This is a genomic window from Burkholderia sp. Bp8994, assembly GCF_003853805.1.
Taxonomy (GTDB): Bacteria; Pseudomonadota; Gammaproteobacteria; order Burkholderiales; family Burkholderiaceae; genus Burkholderia.
In genome coordinates, this window is record NZ_QTQH01000001.1 from 92832 (window position 1) to 111249 (window position 18418).

Annotated in this window: 17 protein-coding genes; 6 read left to right on the plus strand and 11 right to left on the minus strand. The window is 66.3% G+C overall.

The window, feature by feature from the left end; all coding sequences use genetic code 11:
- The first annotated feature begins 103 nt into the window (after positions 1-103).
- Positions 104-553: a helix-turn-helix domain-containing protein gene (locus DIE04_RS00410; RefSeq protein ID WP_124519704.1), complete on the plus strand. Its 450-nt coding sequence runs from the start codon at positions 104-106 to the stop codon at positions 551-553.
- A 212-nt stretch (positions 554-765) separates the two neighbouring features.
- Positions 766-1716 (plus strand): polyphosphate kinase 2, encoded by a 951-nt coding sequence (gene ppk2 / locus DIE04_RS00415; protein ID WP_124484988.1) that lies wholly within the window; start codon positions 766-768, stop codon positions 1714-1716.
- Positions 1717-1771: 55 nt separating this feature from the next.
- Here ppk2 and DIE04_RS00420 read toward each other — a convergent pair whose 3' ends face one another.
- A complete protein-coding gene (locus DIE04_RS00420) occupies positions 1772-2059 on the minus strand; it encodes an H-NS family nucleoid-associated regulatory protein (protein WP_124485084.1) in 288 nt (95 codons plus the stop codon).
- 221 nt (positions 2060-2280) lie between these two features.
- Entirely contained in the window at positions 2281-2868 is a 588-nt protein-coding gene (locus tag DIE04_RS00425) for a YigZ family protein (RefSeq protein ID WP_124484987.1), read from the minus strand.
- 761 nt (positions 2869-3629) lie between these two features.
- Here DIE04_RS00425 and DIE04_RS00430 point away from each other — a divergent pair.
- Together DIE04_RS00430 and DIE04_RS00435 are read left to right on the plus strand one after the other, a co-directional pair.
- On the plus strand, positions 3630-4691 hold the full coding sequence (locus DIE04_RS00430) for a porin (RefSeq protein ID WP_409333434.1): 1062 nt from the start codon (positions 3630-3632) through the stop codon (positions 4689-4691).
- Between the two features lie 121 nt (positions 4692-4812).
- Positions 4813-5733, plus strand: coding sequence for a LysR family transcriptional regulator (locus DIE04_RS00435; protein ID WP_124519703.1), 921 nt, complete (start codon positions 4813-4815; stop codon positions 5731-5733).
- Between the two features lie 156 nt (positions 5734-5889).
- Here DIE04_RS00435 and DIE04_RS00440 read toward each other — a convergent pair whose 3' ends face one another.
- The 8 genes from DIE04_RS00440 to DIE04_RS00475 all read right to left on the minus strand — a co-directional run bounded on the left by DIE04_RS00440 (position 5890) and on the right by DIE04_RS00475 (position 14026).
- On the minus strand, positions 5890-6183 hold the full coding sequence (locus tag DIE04_RS00440; protein WP_124484984.1) for a putative quinol monooxygenase: 294 nt from the start codon (positions 6181-6183) through the stop codon (positions 5890-5892).
- A gap of 133 nt (positions 6184-6316) precedes the next feature.
- Positions 6317-7489, minus strand: coding sequence for a pyrroloquinoline quinone biosynthesis protein PqqE (gene pqqE / locus DIE04_RS00445; RefSeq protein ID WP_185500276.1), 1173 nt, complete (start codon positions 7487-7489; stop codon positions 6317-6319).
- Positions 7461-7736 (minus strand): pyrroloquinoline quinone biosynthesis peptide chaperone PqqD, encoded by a 276-nt coding sequence (pqqD, locus tag DIE04_RS00450; RefSeq protein ID WP_044842933.1) that lies wholly within the window; start codon positions 7734-7736, stop codon positions 7461-7463. Before pqqD ends, pqqE begins: the two co-directional genes overlap by 29 nt.
- Complete coding sequence (pqqC, locus tag DIE04_RS00455; protein ID WP_044843142.1) at positions 7733-8485, minus strand: pyrroloquinoline-quinone synthase PqqC; 753 nt, start codon at positions 8483-8485, stop codon at positions 7733-7735. The genes pqqD and pqqC overlap by 4 nt, the downstream gene beginning before the upstream one ends.
- Before the next feature lie 103 nt (positions 8486-8588).
- Positions 8589-9500 (minus strand): pyrroloquinoline quinone biosynthesis protein PqqB, encoded by a 912-nt coding sequence (gene pqqB / locus DIE04_RS00460; RefSeq protein ID WP_124519643.1) that lies wholly within the window; start codon positions 9498-9500, stop codon positions 8589-8591.
- 84 nt (positions 9501-9584) lie between these two features.
- Positions 9585-9656, minus strand: coding sequence for a pyrroloquinoline quinone precursor peptide PqqA (gene pqqA, locus DIE04_RS00465; RefSeq protein ID WP_124485082.1), 72 nt, complete (start codon positions 9654-9656; stop codon positions 9585-9587).
- Between the two features lie 399 nt (positions 9657-10055).
- Positions 10056-12257 (minus strand): glycoside hydrolase family 3 C-terminal domain-containing protein, encoded by a 2202-nt coding sequence (locus DIE04_RS00470; RefSeq protein WP_124519642.1) that lies wholly within the window; start codon positions 12255-12257, stop codon positions 10056-10058.
- Positions 12258-12766: 509 nt separating this feature from the next.
- A complete protein-coding gene (locus DIE04_RS00475; protein WP_124484981.1) occupies positions 12767-14026 on the minus strand; it encodes an oligosaccharide flippase family protein in 1260 nt (419 codons plus the stop codon).
- A 575-nt stretch (positions 14027-14601) separates the two neighbouring features.
- Between DIE04_RS00475 and DIE04_RS00480 the strand changes: the two genes are divergently transcribed.
- On the plus strand, positions 14602-16458 hold the full coding sequence (locus DIE04_RS00480) for a serine aminopeptidase domain-containing protein (protein ID WP_124519640.1): 1857 nt from the start codon (positions 14602-14604) through the stop codon (positions 16456-16458).
- Positions 16459-16619: 161 nt separating this feature from the next.
- Here the strand turns inward: DIE04_RS00480 and DIE04_RS00485 are convergent, their stop codons facing one another.
- Entirely contained in the window at positions 16620-17039 is a 420-nt protein-coding gene (locus DIE04_RS00485; RefSeq protein WP_124519701.1) for a hypothetical protein, read from the minus strand.
- Positions 17040-17166: 127 nt separating this feature from the next.
- Between DIE04_RS00485 and DIE04_RS00490 the strand changes: the two genes are divergently transcribed.
- Positions 17167-18393 (plus strand): polysaccharide biosynthesis/export family protein, encoded by a 1227-nt coding sequence (locus DIE04_RS00490; protein ID WP_124519638.1) that lies wholly within the window; start codon positions 17167-17169, stop codon positions 18391-18393.
- The last annotated feature ends 25 nt before the right edge of the window (positions 18394-18418 follow it).

The following is an 18418-nucleotide window of genomic DNA, read 5'->3' on the forward strand; positions in this document are numbered from 1 at the left end:
TGCTCCTCGAACAATGGACGCACGGCGATTGATTTTCAGTATTGTTGGTTTTATATTGAAACCTTCATTGCCCATGGCACCATCCGCCGTTCGACTTCCATCGATGACCAGACGAACCACCCACGAAGATTCCCCTTGCGGCGTTGCCCGCCCGCTGGATGCGATTGGCGACTGGTGGTCGCTGCTGATCGTCCGCGATGCATTCGACGGGCTGCGCCGTTTCGGCGAATTCCAGAAAAATCTCGGCCTGGCGAAGAACATCCTCGCCGCGCGTTTGCGCAACCTCGTCGCGCACGGAATCATGGACATGGTGCCGGCCGCGGACGGCGGCGCACATCACGAATACGTACTGACCGAAAAGGGGCGAGGCCTGTTTCCGCTGCTCGTCGCGCTGCGGCAGTGGGGCGAGGATTTCTTCTTCGAACCGGACGAGGCGCACGTGCTTCTCGTCGACCGCAAGACCGGCTTGCCCGTCAGGAAACTGGAGCTTCGCTCGCAGGACGGCCGCGTGCTCGGGCCCGAGGACACGGTCGTGCTGCCGCCGCCCGGTTGATGCATCGCCAGCGGGCGGGCGTCACCGCGTCAGCGGCGCATGTGCGCTCCCGTTCTGCTCGGGAGCGGTTAGACCGCGTTCAAGTACGCTCTCGGCGAGCGCGGCCCGGATTCCGCTTCTGAGGGGCGGATCGACCCCTTTTTCATCAATTTGACGCGAGACGCTGGGATAATGGTGGTGTTTGGCTGCGCCAATTGAAGGAAGGAGGCCCCATGGGCGATAACGATACCCGCACCGAGTCCGACGACTTCACCGATACGGCATCGCTCGAATCGCGCCAGCGCCGTTTTGAGGAAGACCTCGTCGACGCGTACGACGAAGAACTCGAAATGGAGCTCGACGACCGCCGCTTCGACAACGACGAGGATCTGCTGTTCTCGCCGGAGCGCCGCGAAGCGCGCAAGCAGTATTTCCGCGAGCTGTTCCGGCTGCAGGGCGAACTCGTGAAGCTGCAGGACTGGGTCGTGAGCACGGGGCACCGGCTCGTCGTGATTTTCGAGGGGCGCGACGCTGCAGGCAAGGGCGGTGCGATCAAGCGCATCACGCAGCGCCTGAATCCGCGCGTGTGCCGCGTGGCGGCGCTGCCGGCTCCGAACAATCGCGAACGCACGCAATGGTATTTCCAGCGCTATGTCGCGCATCTGCCCGCCGGCGGCGAGATCGTGCTGTTCGATCGCAGCTGGTACAACCGCGCAGGCGTCGAGCGCGTGATGAATTTCTGCACCGACGACGAATACGAGGAGTTTTTCCGCTCGGTGCCCGAGTTCGAGAAAATGCTCGTGCGCAGCGGGATCCAGATCGTCAAGTACTGGTTCTCGATCACCGACCATGAGCAGGAGCTGCGCTTCCAGAGCCGGATCGAGGATCCGTTGAAGCAGTGGAAGCTGAGCCCGATGGATCTCGAGAGCCGCCGCCGCTGGGAAGCGTATACGGCCGCGAAGGAAGAGATGATGCTGCGCACGCACATCCCCGAGGCGCCGTGGTGGGTCGTGCAGGCGGTCGACAAGAAGCGCGCGCGCCTGAACTGCATCCATCACCTGCTGACCCAGGTGCCGTATCACGAGGTGCCGCGGCCGACGATCGATCTGCCTCAGCGCGAGCATCACGAGGACTACATTCGCCGTCCGACGCCGGACAGCATGATCGTCCCGGACGTTTATTGAGCGGTTCGGGTCGACTGCATCGACCACGGAGGCGCGCCGTGCAACGCGGCGCGCGTTAATCCCGGATCAGGAACGCGGCGCGGTCGCGCCCGGCGATCCAGGCGGGCGCACGACCGCGGCCGCTCCAGGTCGCGCCCGTCGCCGGATCGCGATATTTCGTGCCCATCGTGAACAGCTTTACGCGATCGCTGTAACCCTGCCCGAAGATTTCCCGCGCGGTCAGCGCATGGTCCGTCACGAGCTGGCGTACCTGCACCAGTGCCGCTTGGCGTTCGCGGCGGCGCGCCACCCGGATGCGTCGATCGAGTTCCGCGAGCTGGGCTTGCAGTTTTTGCAGTTGCATGCGTCCGATATCCCCGTAGCTGAATTCTGATTGTTGGCGATCGTTGGCGACGCGCGGTGTGCCGCATGTCTGCACGCCCGGCCAGGCGTTTGCAGGACGCGTCGCGAGGAACACGGAGGAGATTAAGCTTCGGCGCGCGGGTTTTCTATCGGACGCATCTGAATTTTCACGGGAATCTGTGTGAAACCCGTGGCGGCGAGGCCGGGCGGGTTGCCCGATCCTCACAGGTCGGGGAAGCCCGAGCGCCCCTGCGTCAGGTCGAACAGTTCGGTCTTCGCTGCTGCCTCGGCCGTTTCCGGCAGCTTGATCACGAGCTTCACCGTCATCCCGTACGCGCTGTCCACCAGCGCGTAACCCGCCTGCTCGATCCAGCGGCGCACCCGCGCTTCGTCCGGGTAGCCGATTTCGATCGCGATCCGCGTGTGGCGAATGCGTTCGACGCGCTCGGCGTCGAGCAGCGCCGACGCGATCGCATCCGTATAGGCGCGCACCAGGCCGCCCGCGCCGAGCTTCACGCCGCCGTAGTAGCGGACTACCGCGCCGAGCACGCCGTCGAGATCGTGATGACGCAGCACTTCGAGGATCGGTCGGCCGGCAGTGCCCGACGGTTCGCCGTCGTCGGACATGCCGGACTGGCCGCCGGCGAGCAGGGCCCAGCACACGTGGGTGGCCGCCGGGTGTTCGTCGCGCAGGCGCTGCAGCGCCTGCATCGCGGCATCGCGGTCCTCGACGGGGATCGCGAACGCGATGAAGCGGCTCTTGCGGATCTCGAGTTCCCGGGTGTACAGGGTGGCAAGCGAGTAAGTCATGTTCCGGGAAACGGTGAATGTATAGGAATCAAGGAGATAGGGGCTCCTGTGCGGCGCGCTCCTGATGGCAGGCGATGCATGCCGCAGCAGGCCCGGCAGGGCGCCTGAACGGGATGAGCAACGGGTCACGACGGAATTTTACCGTGGCGCGCGTCGAGAGATTCGGCGCGGTTGCCGCGCCGGCCGCTCCGGAGCGTGAAAACGCGTGCGACGAACGCGACCGCCGGGTGACGATCGCTTAATGGAGCGCTTCGCCCGGGTTCAAACATCGGACGTGAAGCGCGGTCTGGACTTTCCGGAGGACGAAAGCCGGAGGAAGGAGTTCCGGGCCTGGCAAGTGGGGACCTGGCGTGCGCCGGTCGGCTCGACCTGAGCGCGAAGCATCGGGCGCGGCGGAGGGTGTCGCGATCGCATGCGCAATCGATTCTCGTCGGCGACGGATCGCGGCTCGGGTCGTGGCTCGAATCGCGGCGCATCTGCCGATGCACCGAACGAGTGTAGGCGAACCGCGATGCGTTGCGTAGCCGGGAGATGCAGAACATTGTGTTCTCGCGGGCCGAACGTCGAAGCGTCATTCCGTGCGCTAGACTCGTGCCGTCGATGCGTGCCGCCTGTCGCGCGATCGGGCATGACGGCGGCGTGCGCGTGCCTACCTGCATTGCGCGGGATGATTGAAAGGTCCGGTCGTTGTGATTCGGATTGCGAAGCAATGAAGAAGGCGGTTCATGTTCGGAAAGCGTCTCTATGCCCCGGCCCTGTTGATGATTGCGCATGTGCCGATCGCGTGCGCGCAGAGCAGTGTCACGTTGTTCGGCGCGCTCGACGTGGGACTGAGTTACGTCAGTAACGAAGGCGGCCACGGCAATGCGAAATTCGACGACGGGATTTTTACGCCGAGCCTGCTCGGCTTGCGCGGAAGCGAAGATGTCGGCGGTGGCTCAAAGGTCATTTTCCAGCTGGTCAGCCAGATTTCACCGGGTACCGGCGCGCTGATCGGCAATGGCCTGTTCGCGCGTACCGCGTACGTCGGTGTGCAGAACGACCGGCTGGGCACGCTGACGTTCGGCAACCAGTATGAATTCATGGCCGATACGCTGTTCTTCAGCGGCACTGACGCGGCGGCCGATGTCGCCGGACTGTACAACCTGCGCAACGGACCCTTTCGCAAGCTCGCGCTGCCCGGCAACCCGACCGGCGCGTTCGACTGGGACCGGATGGCGGGCAGTCAGCGTGTAGCGAACGCCGTCAAGTTCGTGAGCCCGGTCATCCATGGGCTGAAGGCGGGTGCGCTTTATGCGTTCGGCGGCGTGCCGGGCTCGATCGGCGCGGGCAATACGGTGAGCGCCAGTCTCGACTACGAGGCTGGACCGTTCGGCGCCGCCGCCGCGTACACCAACGAGAAATATGGCGCACAGCCGGGCTCCGTCGCGACGAGTGTGCGTAACTGGGGCGCAGGGGCGCACTACCGGATCGGACGGGCGAACCTGAGCGCGCTGGTGACGACCGTTCATAACGCTGCGTCCGGTGGCTCGGTGTGGATGGCCGAGTCGGGCGGTACCTGGCAACTCTCCGGTCCGGTCAGGATCGGCGCGGATTACATGTACATGAAGGGCAATGCGGCGCTCGACAACGACCACGCTCACCAGGTCACGGCGACGGTGCAGTACACGCTGTCGAAGCGAACGATGGTGTACGCGACCGGTGTGTGGCAGCGGGCAAGCAGCGGTGCCCGGGCGCAAATCAACGGTGTGATGGATCCGGATGGCGCGTCGTCCGGCGCGAACCAGGCCATTGCCCGCATCGGCCTTCATACGCTTTTCTAGCGGTGTGCACATCGCGCAGCCGGTGTCGGCGGCGGTGCTCATGCAGCGCGAACGCTGCAGGGCGCGGCACCGGTATCGGCAGGAAACCGGCCGGATCGGCCAACCGGAGGCTTGCTGTCTGATGCAGATACTTCCTGACCTCGAGGCGTGGGCGATTTTCGCGCACGTGCTCGAAACGGGCTCTTTCGTCAGGGCCGCGGAGGCGCTCGACCTCTCGCAGCCGACCGTGTCGAAAGCCATTTCCCGACTCGAACGCCGGCTCGGCACGGCGCTCTTTTATCGAAACTCGCGTCAGGTTTCGCTGACGGCCGCCGGCGAAATCGCCAAATCGCGAGCGATTCGCATTCTCAGCGAAGCCGCGGCGGCGGAGACCGAGGCGTCGTCGCACGCGACGGAACTGCGCGGTCTGGTGCGCGTTGCCGTGCCGATGTCGTTCGCGAGCCGCCACGTCGCGCCGTTGATCCCCGCCTTTCTCGAACGCTATCCGCAGGTGGAGATCGACCTTTGCGTCACCGACCGCATCGTCGATGTGGTCGGCGGCGGGTTCGACGTGGCGGTGCTCATCGCGGAACTCGCCGATTCGTCGCTGCGGGCGCGCCGGCTCTGTGCGGTGAATCACCCGCTGGTGGCTTCGCCGGCCTATCTGAAACGATGGGGGCGACCGACGCATCCTCGCGACCTGGCCCGGCATGCGTGTCTCGTCTACACGGGCTTGGCGACGCCCGAGCTATGGCAATTCCGTCATACGTGCGGAGACGCGTTCGCAGTCACGGTGCGCGGCATCATCCGCAGCAACAGCGCCGACGTGATCGTTCCCGCGCTGCTGGCTGGCCGGGGCGTCGCGTTGCAACCCGAGTTCGTCGTCAGGGACGCGTTGATGCGAGGCGAACTGGTGGACGTATTGCCCGAGTGGCGGATCGATCCGGTGGGCGTGAATCTCGTGACGCCGCCGAGCAGCTTGCGGCCGTTGCGCGTGACCGCGTTCCTGGACTATCTGGCGGAGCGCCTCGCTGCCGCGCCATGGGCGGTAGCCGGCGCGTGACGGGCCGTCGGTGCGCAACGTTGCAAAAACGGATTCGATGGGTTGCCGGACACCGCGTCGCTCCTCGCTGAATCCGGGGCGACGACGCGGCGCGCGGCGAGATGTCCGGCGTCGCGCGCACGCGCATGAAACGGTGGTCAGCGCGGGAAAGGAGGGTCAGGCGAGGCGAGACAGTTTGAAGACTTCCGAGCGCTCGACATTCTTCACGCCGTTGGCGTGGAAATTCAGGATGTGTGCGCCTTGCGTGTGATGCTTTTCGCGCAGGGCGGGATCTGCCCAATGTTCGACAAAAACGAACCGGCGCGGATCTTCGCTGTCGACATGCACCTCGTAGCGCAGATTGCCTTCTTCATTCTGCGACGGACCGGCAAGGGCGATCAGGTCTTCGCGCAATTGCGCCTCCTGCCCCGCCTTGGCGTACAGCACGGCGACGATATGAAGGTCGTTCATGGTCTGCTCCGGTAATGGGTCTGACGATCGCTTTCGATCGAACGAATTATAGTGAGCCGGCCCGACGCGATGCGCGAACATTGCGTTCCAAATCAGGAAACACCGGCGATCGGCGGCGAGCGCGCGGCGCCGTTCAGGTCTTCGTCAATTCACGCGAATTGCGTACGTTGCGAAACACGAGTTGCGTCATGGGTTGCAGCGGCGCGAGCGCGGCCTCGCGTGCTTTCTCGATCAGGCCGTGATGAGGCGACTTGCCGCAGACGGGATCGGTGAGGCTTGCATCGCCCGTCATCAGATACGCCTGGCATCGGCACCCGCCGAAGTCCTTCTTCTTCTCGTCGCACGACTTGCAGGGTTCGGGCATCCAGTCGTCGCCGCGGAAGCGGTTGAAGCCGAACGATTCGTACCAGATGTGTCGCAGGTCGTGATCGCGCACGTTCGGAAAGGCGATCGGCAGTTGCCGCGCGCCGTGGCACGGCAGTGCGGTGCCGTCCGGCGTGACGATCAGGAACAGGCTGCCCCAGCCGCTCATGCAGGGCTTCGGCCGCTCCTCGTAATAGTCGGGCGTGACGAAGATCAGCCTGCATGGGTTGTTCGCGGCGGCGAGCTTCGCCCGATACGCGTTCGTGATGCGCTCCGCGCGCTCGAGCTGTGCGCGGGTGGGGAGCAGCGCCTGACGGTTCAGGTAGGCCCATCCGTAATACTGGCACGTCGCGAGCTCGACGTAGTCCGCGTCGAGCGCGATGCACAGCTCGATGATGCGGTCGATGTCGTCGATGTTGTGGCGGTGCGTGACGAAGTTCAGCACCATCGGATAGCCGTGCGCCTTGACCGCGCGGGCCATCGCGAGCTTGTGGGCGAATGCCTTTTCCGATCCGGCCAGCATGTCGTTGACCGTCGCGTCGCTCGCCTGGAAGCTGATCTGGATGTGATCGAGGCCGGCTTGGCGAAACGCATCGATCTTCTGTTCGGTCAGGCCGATACCCGACGTGATCAGGTTCGTGTAGTAACCGAGGCGGCGCGCCTCGCCGATCAGTGTGGCAAGATCCGGACGGACGAGCGGTTCGCCGCCCGAGAAGCCGATCTGCACGGCGCCCATCTCGCGCGCTTCGGCCATGACCCTGAACCACTGTGCCGTGTCGAGCTCCGCGCCCTGGCGCGAGAAATCGAGCGGATTCGAGCAGTATGGGCACTGCAGCGGGCACCGGTACGTCAGTTCGGCCAGCAGCCACAGCGGCAATCCGGTTGCCGCCCGCGCGGCGTCGGGCGTCACCGGCTCACGCGAGTTCGATCCAGTGTTGGGCACGGGCGGTCTCCATGAAATCCTCGACGTCGGTACCGAGTTCGGGCACGTCGGGGAATTGCCGTTCGAGATGCGCAACGATGTCCGCGACGGTGCGCGTGCCATCGATCAGCCCGCCGATCGCACTCGCGCTTTCGTTGAATCTGACCATGCCTTCGGGGTACAGCAGCACGTGCGCATGCTGGGCCGGCTCGAACTGGAAGCGAAAACCCGGCCGCCAGCGCGGCACGCGATTCCTGTCGAAATTCATGGTGCGATTCCCTTGTGCCAGACCGGCTGGTCGGTGACGGTGTGATAAGGCGGCCGGTGCAGTTCGTAGGCCATCGACATCGCGTCAAGCATCGTCCACAGCACGTCGAGCTTGAACTGCAGGATATCCAGCATCCGCTGCTGGCTCTCGTAGGTCGTGTAATGCCGCAGCGTGATGTCGAGCCCGTGCTCGACGTCGCGGCGCGCCTGACCGAGGCGCGTGCGGAAATACGCGTAGCCGTCCGGATCGATCCACGGGTAGTGGCGCGGCCAGGTGTCGAGGCGCGACTGGTGGATCTGCGGCGCAAACAGTTCCGTGAGCGAGCTGCTCGCAGCTTCCTGCCAGTTCGCGCGGCGCGCGAAATTCACGTAGGCGTCCACGGCGAAACGCACGCCGGGCAGCACGCGTTCCTGCGAGCGCAACTGCGCGCGGTCCAACCCGACCGCTTCACCGAGCCTCAGCCACGCCTCGATACCGCCTTCGTCGCCGGCGGTTCCGTCGTGATCGATCAGGCGCTGGACCCACTGGCGGCGAACCTCGCGGTCGGGGCAATTCGCGAGAATCGCCGCGTCCTTCAGCGGAATGCTGACCTGATAGTAGAAGCGGTTCGCGACCCAGCCCTGGATCTGCTCCCGGGTCGCGCGGCCTTCGAACATCGCGACGTGGTACGGGTGGTGGATGTGATAGAAGGCGCCCTTGGCACGCAGCGCCTGCTCGAACTGGGCGGGAGTGAGAGCGGGTTGGCTCATCGACGGTTCCATGACGTTGGGGACACTGGAAGGGCGTGCGTCGTACCGCAATCGACGTCGTATGCGTCACGATGTGCGTCGCGGAAGCGGGACCATGCGTTTTTTATAGCACGATGTCCATCCCGTCAAAGGCGACCTCGATCCCGCGCTGCCGCAATTCCGCGCGTTCGGGAGAACCTTCGTCGAGGATCGGATTGGTGTTATTGACGTGAATCAATACCTTGCGCGGGCCCGGCACCCGGGCCAGCACGTCGAGCATGCCGCCCGGACCGTTCAGTGCGAGATGACCCATTTCGCGGCCGGTGCGTACACCGACGCCGCGTCGCAGCATCTCATCGTCGTCCCACAGCGTGCCGTCCACGAGCACGCAGTCCGCGTCGTTCATCCGTTGCAGCAGCGCGTCGTCCACCGTGCCGAGCCCGGGTGCATGGAACAACGTGCCGCCGGTGCGGCGATCCTCGACGAGCAGGCCGATGTTGTCGCCGGGATGCGGATCGAAGCGATGCGGCGAATAGGGTGGCGCCGCACTGCTCAGCGGCAGCGGCGTGAAGCGCAGGTTCGGGCAGGCCGGCACGGTGAAGCTGTCGCCGAGCACGATGCGGTTCCAGACCAGCCCGCCGTTCCAGTGCGCGAGCATGTTGAACAGCGGAAAGCCGCTGACGAGGTCATGGTGGACCATGTCGGTACACCACAGCTGCAGCGGACAGCCTTCGCGCAGGCTCAGCAGGCCGGCGGTATGGTCGATCTGGCTGTCCATCAGCACGACGGCGGCGATGCCGGTGTCGCGCAGCGCGCGGCCCGGCTGCAACGGCTGGAAGGCTTGCAGCTGCGCGCGAATGTCGGGGGACGCGTTGCACAACACCCAGTTCGTGCCGTCGTCGGACAGCGCGATCGACGACTGGGTGCGGGCCTGCGCGTCGATCGTGCCCGCGCGAAAACCCGCGCAGTTCGCACAGTTGCAGTTCCATTGCGGAAAGCCGCCGCCCGCGGCGGATCCGAGGATGTGTATGAGCATGTCGGTGCGACGAGGGGCCGGGGTGCGAAGCAAAGAAAAAGCCTCGGCAGACCGAGGCTTTCCTTTCCGGATGGCGTGCCCGAATCAGCGATTCGACACGTACATCGTGACTTCGAAACCGAGTCGCAGATCAGTGTAGGCAGGTTTGGTCCACATAGGAGAACTCCTTTGCAATGACGACTGACGACGAAGCGCGCCCGCGGACCTGCCGACATGTTCTTCTCCGACCATCGGCGACGAGACCGTGCTGCGGCTTCACTACGCTATCACATTCGTGCGGTGGGCGGCCGGCACGAAGTCCGGTAAATCGCACGTTCACATCGTAGCCGAACGGGGCGCACGAGCAAGTCAATCCGGGCATGGATGGCATTCCCGGTTTTCATTCATGTGCGCATCGCGCACGCATTGCCGACACCTGGTCGACAATGTGAACGAAACGCGGCGATTGTGCATCGTTTGCCAGCCGGTGGCGCCTCTTTAATCGTACGAATCGACGCGTTGTGCGCGGGTGTCGGGCGGCGTTCCACCCGACACCGGCATCGTCAGGCCGGCTGCCTAGCTACCCTGCAGCCGGATATCGCGCGACGACGCGCCGACATACACCGTCCCGCCCGGCACGACCTTCCAGCCATTGCGCGACGTATCCCACACGCTCTGCATCCGCGGCGACACGGTCACGCGGACATGCCGTGCCTCGCCCGGGTTCAGCCGGATCTTTTCCCAGCCGACCAGCCGCTTCGGCGGCTCGTCCTTGTACGGCACGCCGAGATAGACCTGCGGCGTTTCCGCGCCGGCGACACGCCCGTCGTTGCGCACGGTAAACGCGACGCTCAGCGAGCCGTCCCGTTGCCGCGACACCGACAACCCGGAATACGCGAAGTGCGTGTACGACAGCCCGTGGCCGAATTCGAACATCGGCTTGATGTTGCGAGCGTCGTACCAGCGGTAGCCCATGTTCAGCTTCTCCGCGTAGACGGGGTCGTTGTCGAATGCGCCGCCTTGCCCCCACGTCGGCGTGTCCTGGTCGCGCGCCGGGAACGTGACGGGCAGCTTGCCAGACGGGTTGACCGCGCCGAACAGCACGTTCGCGATGGCCTTGCCGCCGCCTTCGCCCGGATACCACGCCTCGACGATTGCCGACACGTTGTCCTTCCACGGCATCAGCACCGGGTTGCCGCTCTGGACGACGACGATCGTGTGCGGGTTCGCCCGCGCGACCGCTTCGACGAGCGCATCCTGATTCGACGGATTCGCGAGGCTCAGGCTTTGCAGATCGCCGAAATCCTCGCCGGCCGGCTGCGCGACCACGACGATCGCGACGTCCGAGCGGCCCGCGAGCGCCGCGGCCTGGTCGATTTCCTGCTGCGTGTACGCGCGGAACGGCGACTGCTGGTCGCTGTTGCCCGCGAACGTGACTTGTGCCGCCGGCGCGAGCGCGCGGATCGCCGCGACGATCGGCACGTCGACCTTGAGCCACGGATTGCGCCACCAGCTGCAGCCGGTCGACGCCCCGAACGTCAGGCCGCCGCAGCCCGCGAACGAACCGGTGACCGGATCGCGCGTGTTGCCCGAGCCGCCGCCCGACAGCACGGCCGCGTCGGCGTGGCCGCCGATCACCGCGATGCGCGACAAGGCCGCCGCCGCCAAGGGCAACTGGTTGCCGTCGTTCTTCAGCAGTACGATCGACTGCTCGGCGACGCTCTGCGCGAACCGGTTCGCGGCCGCGAAATCGATCGTGCCGCCGCCCTTGGCCGGATCGTCCATCACGCCGACGCGGATCATCACCGCGAGCTTGCGGCGCACCATGTCGTCGAGGCGCGCGGTCGATACCGAGCCGTTCGCGATCGCCTGCTTGACGGCCGCCGGCGTCAGGTAGACCGACGGGCCGACGTCTTCTTCCTCGTCGAGCCCGGCGTTGATCGCGGCGGCCGTGCTGTGCGTCGCGCCCCAGTCGGATTGCACCTGGCCCTGGAAGCCCCATTCGTTCTTCAGCACGTCGTTCAGCAGATGCGTGTTCTCGCACGCGTATGCGCCGTTCAGGCGGTTGTAGCTGCACATCACGCTGCCGGGCTGCCCGCGCTTCGCGGCGATCTCGAACGGCAGCAGGTAGAGCTCGCGCAGCGTGCGTTCGTCGATCTGCGTGTTGCCGCCCATCCGGCCATGCTCCTGTTCGTTGCCGGCATAGTGCTTGATGGTCGCGATGACCTTCTGCCGCTGCGTGGCGAGCGTGCGCTCCGCGAGCAGGTCGCCTGCGAGCAACGGATCCTCGCCGAGATACTCGAACAGCCGGCCGCCGCGCGGCTCGCGCGCGAGATTGGTGCCGCCGCCGAGACCCATGCCGAACCCTTGCGCGCGCAACTGGATCGCAACCTGCTTGCCGTAGTCGTACGACAGGCGGCGATCCCAGCTCGCGGCGACGGCGATCGTGGCGGGGAAGGTCGTGCTCGCGAGCGACGTGCTGCCGGAGCCGGTCGCGGAGTCGACCATGTTGAGATCGGGAATGCCGAGCCGCGGCACGCCCTGGATGTAGCCGGCACCGCCGTTCGGCACCTTCGACATTTCGTATTGCGAATGGATGAACTGCAGTTTCTCGTCGAGCGTCATCTTGCGCACGAGGACGTCGGCGCGCCGCTGCGCGGCGGACGACGCGAATGCGTCGGCGGCGTCGCCCTGTGAATTGAAATCGGCGTTGCCTGCGTAGGCGGTGGTGCAGAGGGTCGCTGCCAGCACGACGGCCGGCCAGTGTTTGTCCCGCATGTTGCTCTCCATGATCGTATTGCCGGTTGTTGTTCGGATGATGTCTGGAGCTGCGCACGTCCGGTGGATTCGCACCGGACGCATTCGGCTGGCGATGCAGGGTAGTTGCGCGTCGGCATGCCAGGCCAGGCGGGGAATCGTTACGGCCGGTTGGGCCCGATCGAACAACGCGGACGGCGACGCGGACCGTCCGACACTGCCGAATCGGATGTAGCGATTCTCTGCAGTGGCCAATCGTACGAATGTAGTTTGACTACAGCATCGGTGTTTCTACTGATACGTATGATCTTTTTTCGATGCGGGTGTGCGATGTGGGGAAAAGCCGGTAAGCGTTCCTGATTGTGCGTGTGCAGCAGGGTAAGAAGTACCCGCGGGCGGTCGTTTCGAGGGGAGGCGGATCGGGGGCGGCGACGGGAGGCTTGTGGGGGATTCGTTGCGTGTGCATCGAATGGAACCCCGTCGAATTCCGGTCGCCTCGGGGAAAACCGGCAGCACGGACGCTGCGCCAGCTAACCGCGCCGAGCGACGGGACTGCCCGGCAGCGGAATCCCGGCACGATAGACGACGGTCGCGAGCGCCGCTGCGACCGCAGCCTCGGCCGTCAGCACGGCGGCGGCGGCGCCCAGTTCGGCGAAGTACTTCGCGAGCACCGGCACGAGCACGATGTTCAGAATGCCCGATGACATCAGGACACGCGTGAATTCGGACTTCATTCCGAGCGGCAGCATCGTCTGCACACCGAAGAGGTCGGTCATCCCGGCCATGAATGGAATGAAGGCCATCCAGCGCAGCACCTGGACCGTCGGTTCGTACGAAGGGCCGTACAGGATGCGCACGGCGAGCGGCGCGCCGAAGAAGATCGCGAGCGAGATGCCGAGCACCATCGCGACCTGCACCACGAACAGCTTGCGCAGGAACGAGAACGCGTCGTTTCGCGCATGCCGCATCAGATAGCTGATGCGAGGATAGGTGGCGGCCTTCAGCGGCTGGAGCATGCTGAGCGCCGCGCGGATCAGCTTGTCGCCGGCGGCGAAGTAGCCGGCCGCGACGTTGCCCGACACGAAGCCGAGCAGCACGGTGTTGGTCGACGCATAGAACGCGATCGACGTCGATGCGAGGAACACCTGCCAGCCGCCTTTCAGCGATTCGGCGATGTCGGCGAAACCTACGCGAACGAAGTCGATTTCGCGCTGGGCATACAGATAGACGGCCAGTACGAGCGCTGACAGCGTCGGGACGGCCGCGTTGACGATCATCGCGCGGTCGATGTCCGCCGGGCTGTGCACGAGCGCGAACATCGCGGGCAGGCTCAGGATGCGGCCAACGAACAGGATCACGCTCAGCGCGCGCAACTTCTCCATGCCCTGGAAATACCAGCCCGGCGTGAACGCCACGCCGGCCACCATCCCGAAGCCGATCAGCAGCAGGTCGCGGTCTTCGCCGAAGCGGCCGACCAGCACGATCAGCCCGACCAGCACGATGAAACAGATCACCGCGATGCCGATCTGCGCATACAGCGTCGCCCAGAAGATGCGGGAGCGTTCGGCGCGGTCGTCGCGCGCGAGCGCGATGCGCGGCGTGGCGGTCAGGTCGAAGCTGTAGCTCGTACAGTTGGTGAGGTACGCGATGACCGCGAGCGAGAACGCGAGCTGCCCGTAGCCTTCCGGGCCCAGCGCGTGCGTGAGCAACGGTGCGATCAGCAGCGGCACCGCATACATCGAAATCTGCAGCGTCAGCAGCAGCAGGAAATTCTTCTTGAGGTTTGACATTCGCTTGGTCGGCGCCGTGGGTGTCGCAGGGTGGCGAGGTGCGGGCCGCCGTGCGCTCGCGCGGCCGGTCGGCGCTGACCCGGCTGCGTGGGTTCGCGGCCCGTTCCGGCTGGCGCCGGTTTCGTCCGGCGATGCCGGACACGGCCACATCGCATGGCGGTCATGATACGGGGCGAGCGGGACGACTGTGTTCGCGAGCCTACCTTTCGCGGATTCGGCGCACACGCGCGGCGCGAATCGGAACAGCGGGCGCCTCGTTGTATCGCCACGGTAATGAATGCATTTGTAAGCTGGCGCACCGAAGGGCGCTCGGGCCGAGTGCTCTAATCGAACGACTGTTTGCGTGCGCGGCAGACATGGCTTGACGACGACTCGGGCCGGCAACCTGCCGCCGCCAGGCAACGGGGCAGGGCAACGCATCGCGAAGGGACGGGTTGCGCAGGGGCGCGGCGGAGGTCCGTTGCGTGAAGGCCGTGCGCCGTAGAGCGGTCACACGACCGTGGAGTGGCCGATTCCGGTGTGCCGCCGGACGCGTGTCCGCATCCGATAACAAATACCGAGCCGAGGAGTACCGATTGAAGCCGATAACGTTCGGCAGCTGCGTGGGGTGGCTGCACGAAGGACATACGACACAAGGCGTGATCCTGTGCGAGTCGCTGGGTCACGAGGCATCGTGGACGCACAAGCTCATGCGGGCGATCGCAGAGCGGCTGGCCCGCGAGGGTGTCACGGTATTGCGATTCAACTACCCGTGCACCGGCGACTCGGCGGGCGACGATCGCGACGCTGGTCGGTATGTCGCGAGCATCGCCAGCATTCACGACGCGATCGACCTGTTGCGCGATCAGGTTGGCGTAACCACGCTGACGCTCGTCGGGATCCGTGCGGGCGCGTTGTTCGCGATGCTGGCCGCCGCGGGCGTGGGCCCGCGCCCGGCGCCGCGCGTCGACGCACTGGTGGCGCTGGCGCCGGTCGTGCGCGGTCGCGCCTACCTGCGCGAGCTGTCGTTCGTGCATCGCCAGTGGCTCGATATCACGTCGCCCGCGATCCGCGCCGCGCATCGCGACGAACCGTGCATGAACGTGCTCGGACACCGGTTTCCCGACGACTTCGTCGATGCGCTGAAGGCGGTCGATCTGTGCGACGTCGTGCGCGATGCGCCGACATTGCCTGGCGCGATGCTGCTTATCCAGCCCGATCAGGGCGACGGGCCGGCATTGCGCGAAGCGCTGTTCGAGCGCGGTGTGGACGTGGCGAGCGATGAATTCCGCGAATGGCCGACGACGATGCTGGACGGCACGCGCTCGCGCTTGCCGCTCGCGGCGATCGACACGCTCGCGAACTGGATCGCCGAACGCGCGCCGCGTATGTCGGCTGGCGCCGAAACCCCGATGCAAACGGATTCGGCGTGGAATGGCGAGTCGGCCGTCGCGCTGGACCTACACGACATGACCGAGCAGGTCGTCGCGGTCGGTCCGGACCGGCTCGTCGGCGTGCTGTGCCGTCCCGCCGACACGCGGCCGGCGAATCCGGTCGGCCCGGCGCTCGTGATCGCGAACACGTCGACGAACCCGCGCAGCGGCGAAGGGCGCTTCAGCGTGCGCCTCGCGCGCGCGCTGGCACGCACCGGCGTGACGACACTGCGGATCGACGTGCATGGCGTCGGCGATAGCGGGCCCGCCGCGCTGGACGACCAGTCGGGCGTCGTGTATTCGGCGCGGTCGAGCGACGACGTGGCCGCTGCCGCGGACTGGCTGCGCGCGCTCGGTCACCCGGAGGTGGCCGCGGCGGGCATTTGTTCCGGCGCCTATGCGGCGTTGCATGCGGCCGTGAAGACGCCGTCGCTCGGCGGCGTGATCGCGATCAATCTCGCCCGCTTCGTGTGGCCGGCCGGACTCTCGCTCGAGGCAGTGCAGAAGCAGCGGAACAACTCGGTGCGCGGTTACTGGCTTTCGGTGCGCGACTGGCAGAAATGGAAGCGCCTCGTGCGGGATCGGCGCGACCTGCGGCCGATCGTGCGGGCGGTGGCCGCGAATGCGATCGCGCGGGTCAGCGTGCCGGCGAAGGCGCTTGTCGCGCGCGCCGGCTGGAAGCCGGGCATCGGCACGCCGCGCGGCGTGATGCACGAGCTTGCGCAGCGCAACGTATGGACGACGCTGGTGTACGGCGCGCTTGATCCCGGCATCGACGATGTCCGGCGTCACTTCGGTGCAATCGAGCGCGCGTTCCGGTGCTCGCGTCACGTGCGTCTGTACCTCGAGCCGCAGGTCGACCATGCGGTGTACGGCGCGGTGGGCACGGACATCGTGATCGACCGGTGCATGCAGGCGCTCGGTCGCGACGCGATCCGGCCGGTCGCGCGCGTCGCCGATCCGGCCGCACCGGAAGCGGCCGCGCGATCGTACACGAGCGTGTCCGTCGGCCGGTCGTGATGCGCGCCGCGTCGCACGCGGCGGCGCATCGGGGTGCGATCCCCTCTACGCATGAAGATCGGCGTTCGGTGGGGTCCCTCACAGACGTGCCGTTCGCCGTGGTGTCCAATTCCGTATCGGTGCATCGCCGGTCATGCCGAGGCATGACCGGCCGGGATGCTTCAGTCCGGATCGTCCGGTTGCTCATAGGGCGACTTCGCGTAGGGCGACGCATACAACCTGTCGCTGCGCCATACGTCGTCGGCGGGTGCACTGGCCGCTTGCGGGCGATGCGGCCGCCCCGGCACGAGCGGCCGGCGCAGCGCGCCGCGAGCGCGCGTTTCGGGCTGGACGGCGGTGCTGGCGACGGGACGCGCGGAAGCGGACATCGCGACTCCGGAGGCGGCTGCAGCGGGTTCGACGGCGTCGCTTGTCGCGGCGGCTTGCGCCGATCGCTGCAGCGGTACGGGCGGGAGCGCCGCCGCCGATGCGAACGTTGGCGCGTTGGCCGGGACGGCGGGCAACGTCTGCGCATCGACGGCGCGGACGATGCCGGCCGAGGCGATGCAGACGAGTAACGAAAGCGACGAAGAGCAGTTCATGACGAATCGTACGGTTTGACGTGCGGTGTAGAGGGAGGCGTGGCACCGTGATGCGAGCCGCGCCGGCAAGCGTAATGCCGGAATTCGCCGCGTTCGGCGGGTTACCGCACAGTTTTGGAAGGGCACGATGTCAATCACCACGCAACCCGAATCGACGCACGGAGCGTTGCAGGCACGCATGGCCGGCACCCGTCGCGCACCGTGGCTGTCGCGCATGGCGATCGTGGCGGCCGCGTGCGCATTGAGCGCATGTGCGTTGTCGCCGGGCATGACGTACCGGGCGCCTGCCGACCGTGACGCGAATGCGCGCGTGAGCGCCGATGCATCGGGCGCGGGCGGCCTCGACGGTGTGCAGAACGTGTCGAGCGAGGAGCTGATCGAAATCACGCCGGCGTTCGTCGCGCAGCAGCATGCGAGCCGGCCGGCCGATGTCGATGCGGAAATCCGCCAGCTGTTCGGCAAGCCGAAGCCGTACACGATCGGCCCCGGCGACGTGCTCGGCATCGTCGTATGGGACCACCCCGAACTGAACCTGCCGACGACGCAGACGACGGCGGGCGGCGACGGTGTCGGTGCCAGTTCGGTCGCGACCGGCTACACGGTCGACGCAAACGGCAACGTGCAGTTCGCGTATGCCGGCCTCGTGCACGTGGCGGGGCTGACCGAGGCGCAGGCGCGCGCGCTGCTGACGAAGCGTCTCGGCGAATATGTGCGCAAGCCGCAGATCGCGCTGCGCGTGCAGACCTATCGCAGCAAGCGTGTCTATCTCGATGGCGAGGTGCGCACGCCGGGTCTGCAGATCGTCAACGACATGCCGATGACGTTGCCCGAGGCGATCGACCGCGCGGGCGGCTTTACCCCGACGGCCGATCGCTCGCAGGTCTCGGTGACGCGCGGCGACAAGACCGTGAACGTGAGCCTGCCGGCGCTGATCGCCGCGGGCGTGAACCCGTCGAACATCCTGCTGCGCGACGGCGATCTCGTGCGCGTGCGCGCGGCGAGCGACGCGAAGGTGTTCGTGCTCGGCGAGGTGTCGCGGCCCGCGACGCTGACGCTGACCGACGGCCGGATGAGCCTCGGCGAAGCACTCGGCGACACGGGCGGCGCGAGCCAGTACACGTCGGACGCGCGCCAGGTGTTCGTCGTGCGTCGTGGCCCGGACAACCGCCCGCGGGTGTACCACCTCGACGGCAGTTCGCCCGCGTCGTTCGCGCTGGCCGATCAGTTTCCGCTCGAGCGTCGCGATGTCGTGTTCGTCGATGCGTCGTCGCTGGTGCGCTGGAGCCGCGTCGTCAACCTGCTGATTCCGTCGTCCGCGCAGGGTGCGCTGACGGCCAAGGCGATTTCGCCGTGACCCTCATGACCCATTTCGTCATCGC

Bases quoted from the DNA above. Each gene is read 5' to 3' on its own strand.
- DIE04_RS00470 (WP_124519642.1), bottom strand. From the start codon at position 12,257: ATGCGGGACAAACACTGGCCGGCCGTCGTGCTGGCAGCGACCCTCTGC.
- DIE04_RS00440 (WP_124484984.1), bottom strand. From the start codon at position 6,183: ATGAACGACCTTCATATCGTCGCCGTGCTGTACGCCAAGGCGGGGCAG.
- DIE04_RS00490 (WP_124519638.1), top strand. From the start codon at position 17,167: ATGTCAATCACCACGCAACCCGAATCGACGCACGGAGCGTTGCAGGCA.
- ppk2 (WP_124484988.1), top strand. From the start codon at position 766: ATGGGCGATAACGATACCCGCACCGAGTCCGACGACTTCACCGATACG.
- pqqC (WP_044843142.1), bottom strand. From the start codon at position 8,485: ATGAGCCAACCCGCTCTCACTCCCGCCCAGTTCGAGCAGGCGCTGCGT.
- DIE04_RS00420 (WP_124485084.1), bottom strand. From the start codon at position 2,059: ATGCAACTGCAAAAACTGCAAGCCCAGCTCGCGGAACTCGATCGACGC.
- pqqD (WP_044842933.1), bottom strand. From the start codon at position 7,736: ATGAATTTCGACAGGAATCGCGTGCCGCGCTGGCGGCCGGGTTTTCGC.
- pqqB (WP_124519643.1), bottom strand. From the start codon at position 9,500: ATGCTCATACACATCCTCGGATCCGCCGCGGGCGGCGGCTTTCCGCAA.
- DIE04_RS00485 (WP_124519701.1), bottom strand. From the start codon at position 17,039: ATGAACTGCTCTTCGTCGCTTTCGTTACTCGTCTGCATCGCCTCGGCC.
- DIE04_RS00425 (WP_124484987.1), bottom strand. From the start codon at position 2,868: ATGACTTACTCGCTTGCCACCCTGTACACCCGGGAACTCGAGATCCGC.
- DIE04_RS00410 (WP_124519704.1), top strand. From the start codon at position 104: ATGACCAGACGAACCACCCACGAAGATTCCCCTTGCGGCGTTGCCCGC.
- DIE04_RS00435 (WP_124519703.1), top strand. From the start codon at position 4,813: ATGCAGATACTTCCTGACCTCGAGGCGTGGGCGATTTTCGCGCACGTG.
- DIE04_RS00430 (WP_409333434.1), top strand. From the start codon at position 3,630: ATGATTGCGCATGTGCCGATCGCGTGCGCGCAGAGCAGTGTCACGTTG.
- DIE04_RS00475 (WP_124484981.1), bottom strand. From the start codon at position 14,026: ATGTCAAACCTCAAGAAGAATTTCCTGCTGCTGCTGACGCTGCAGATT.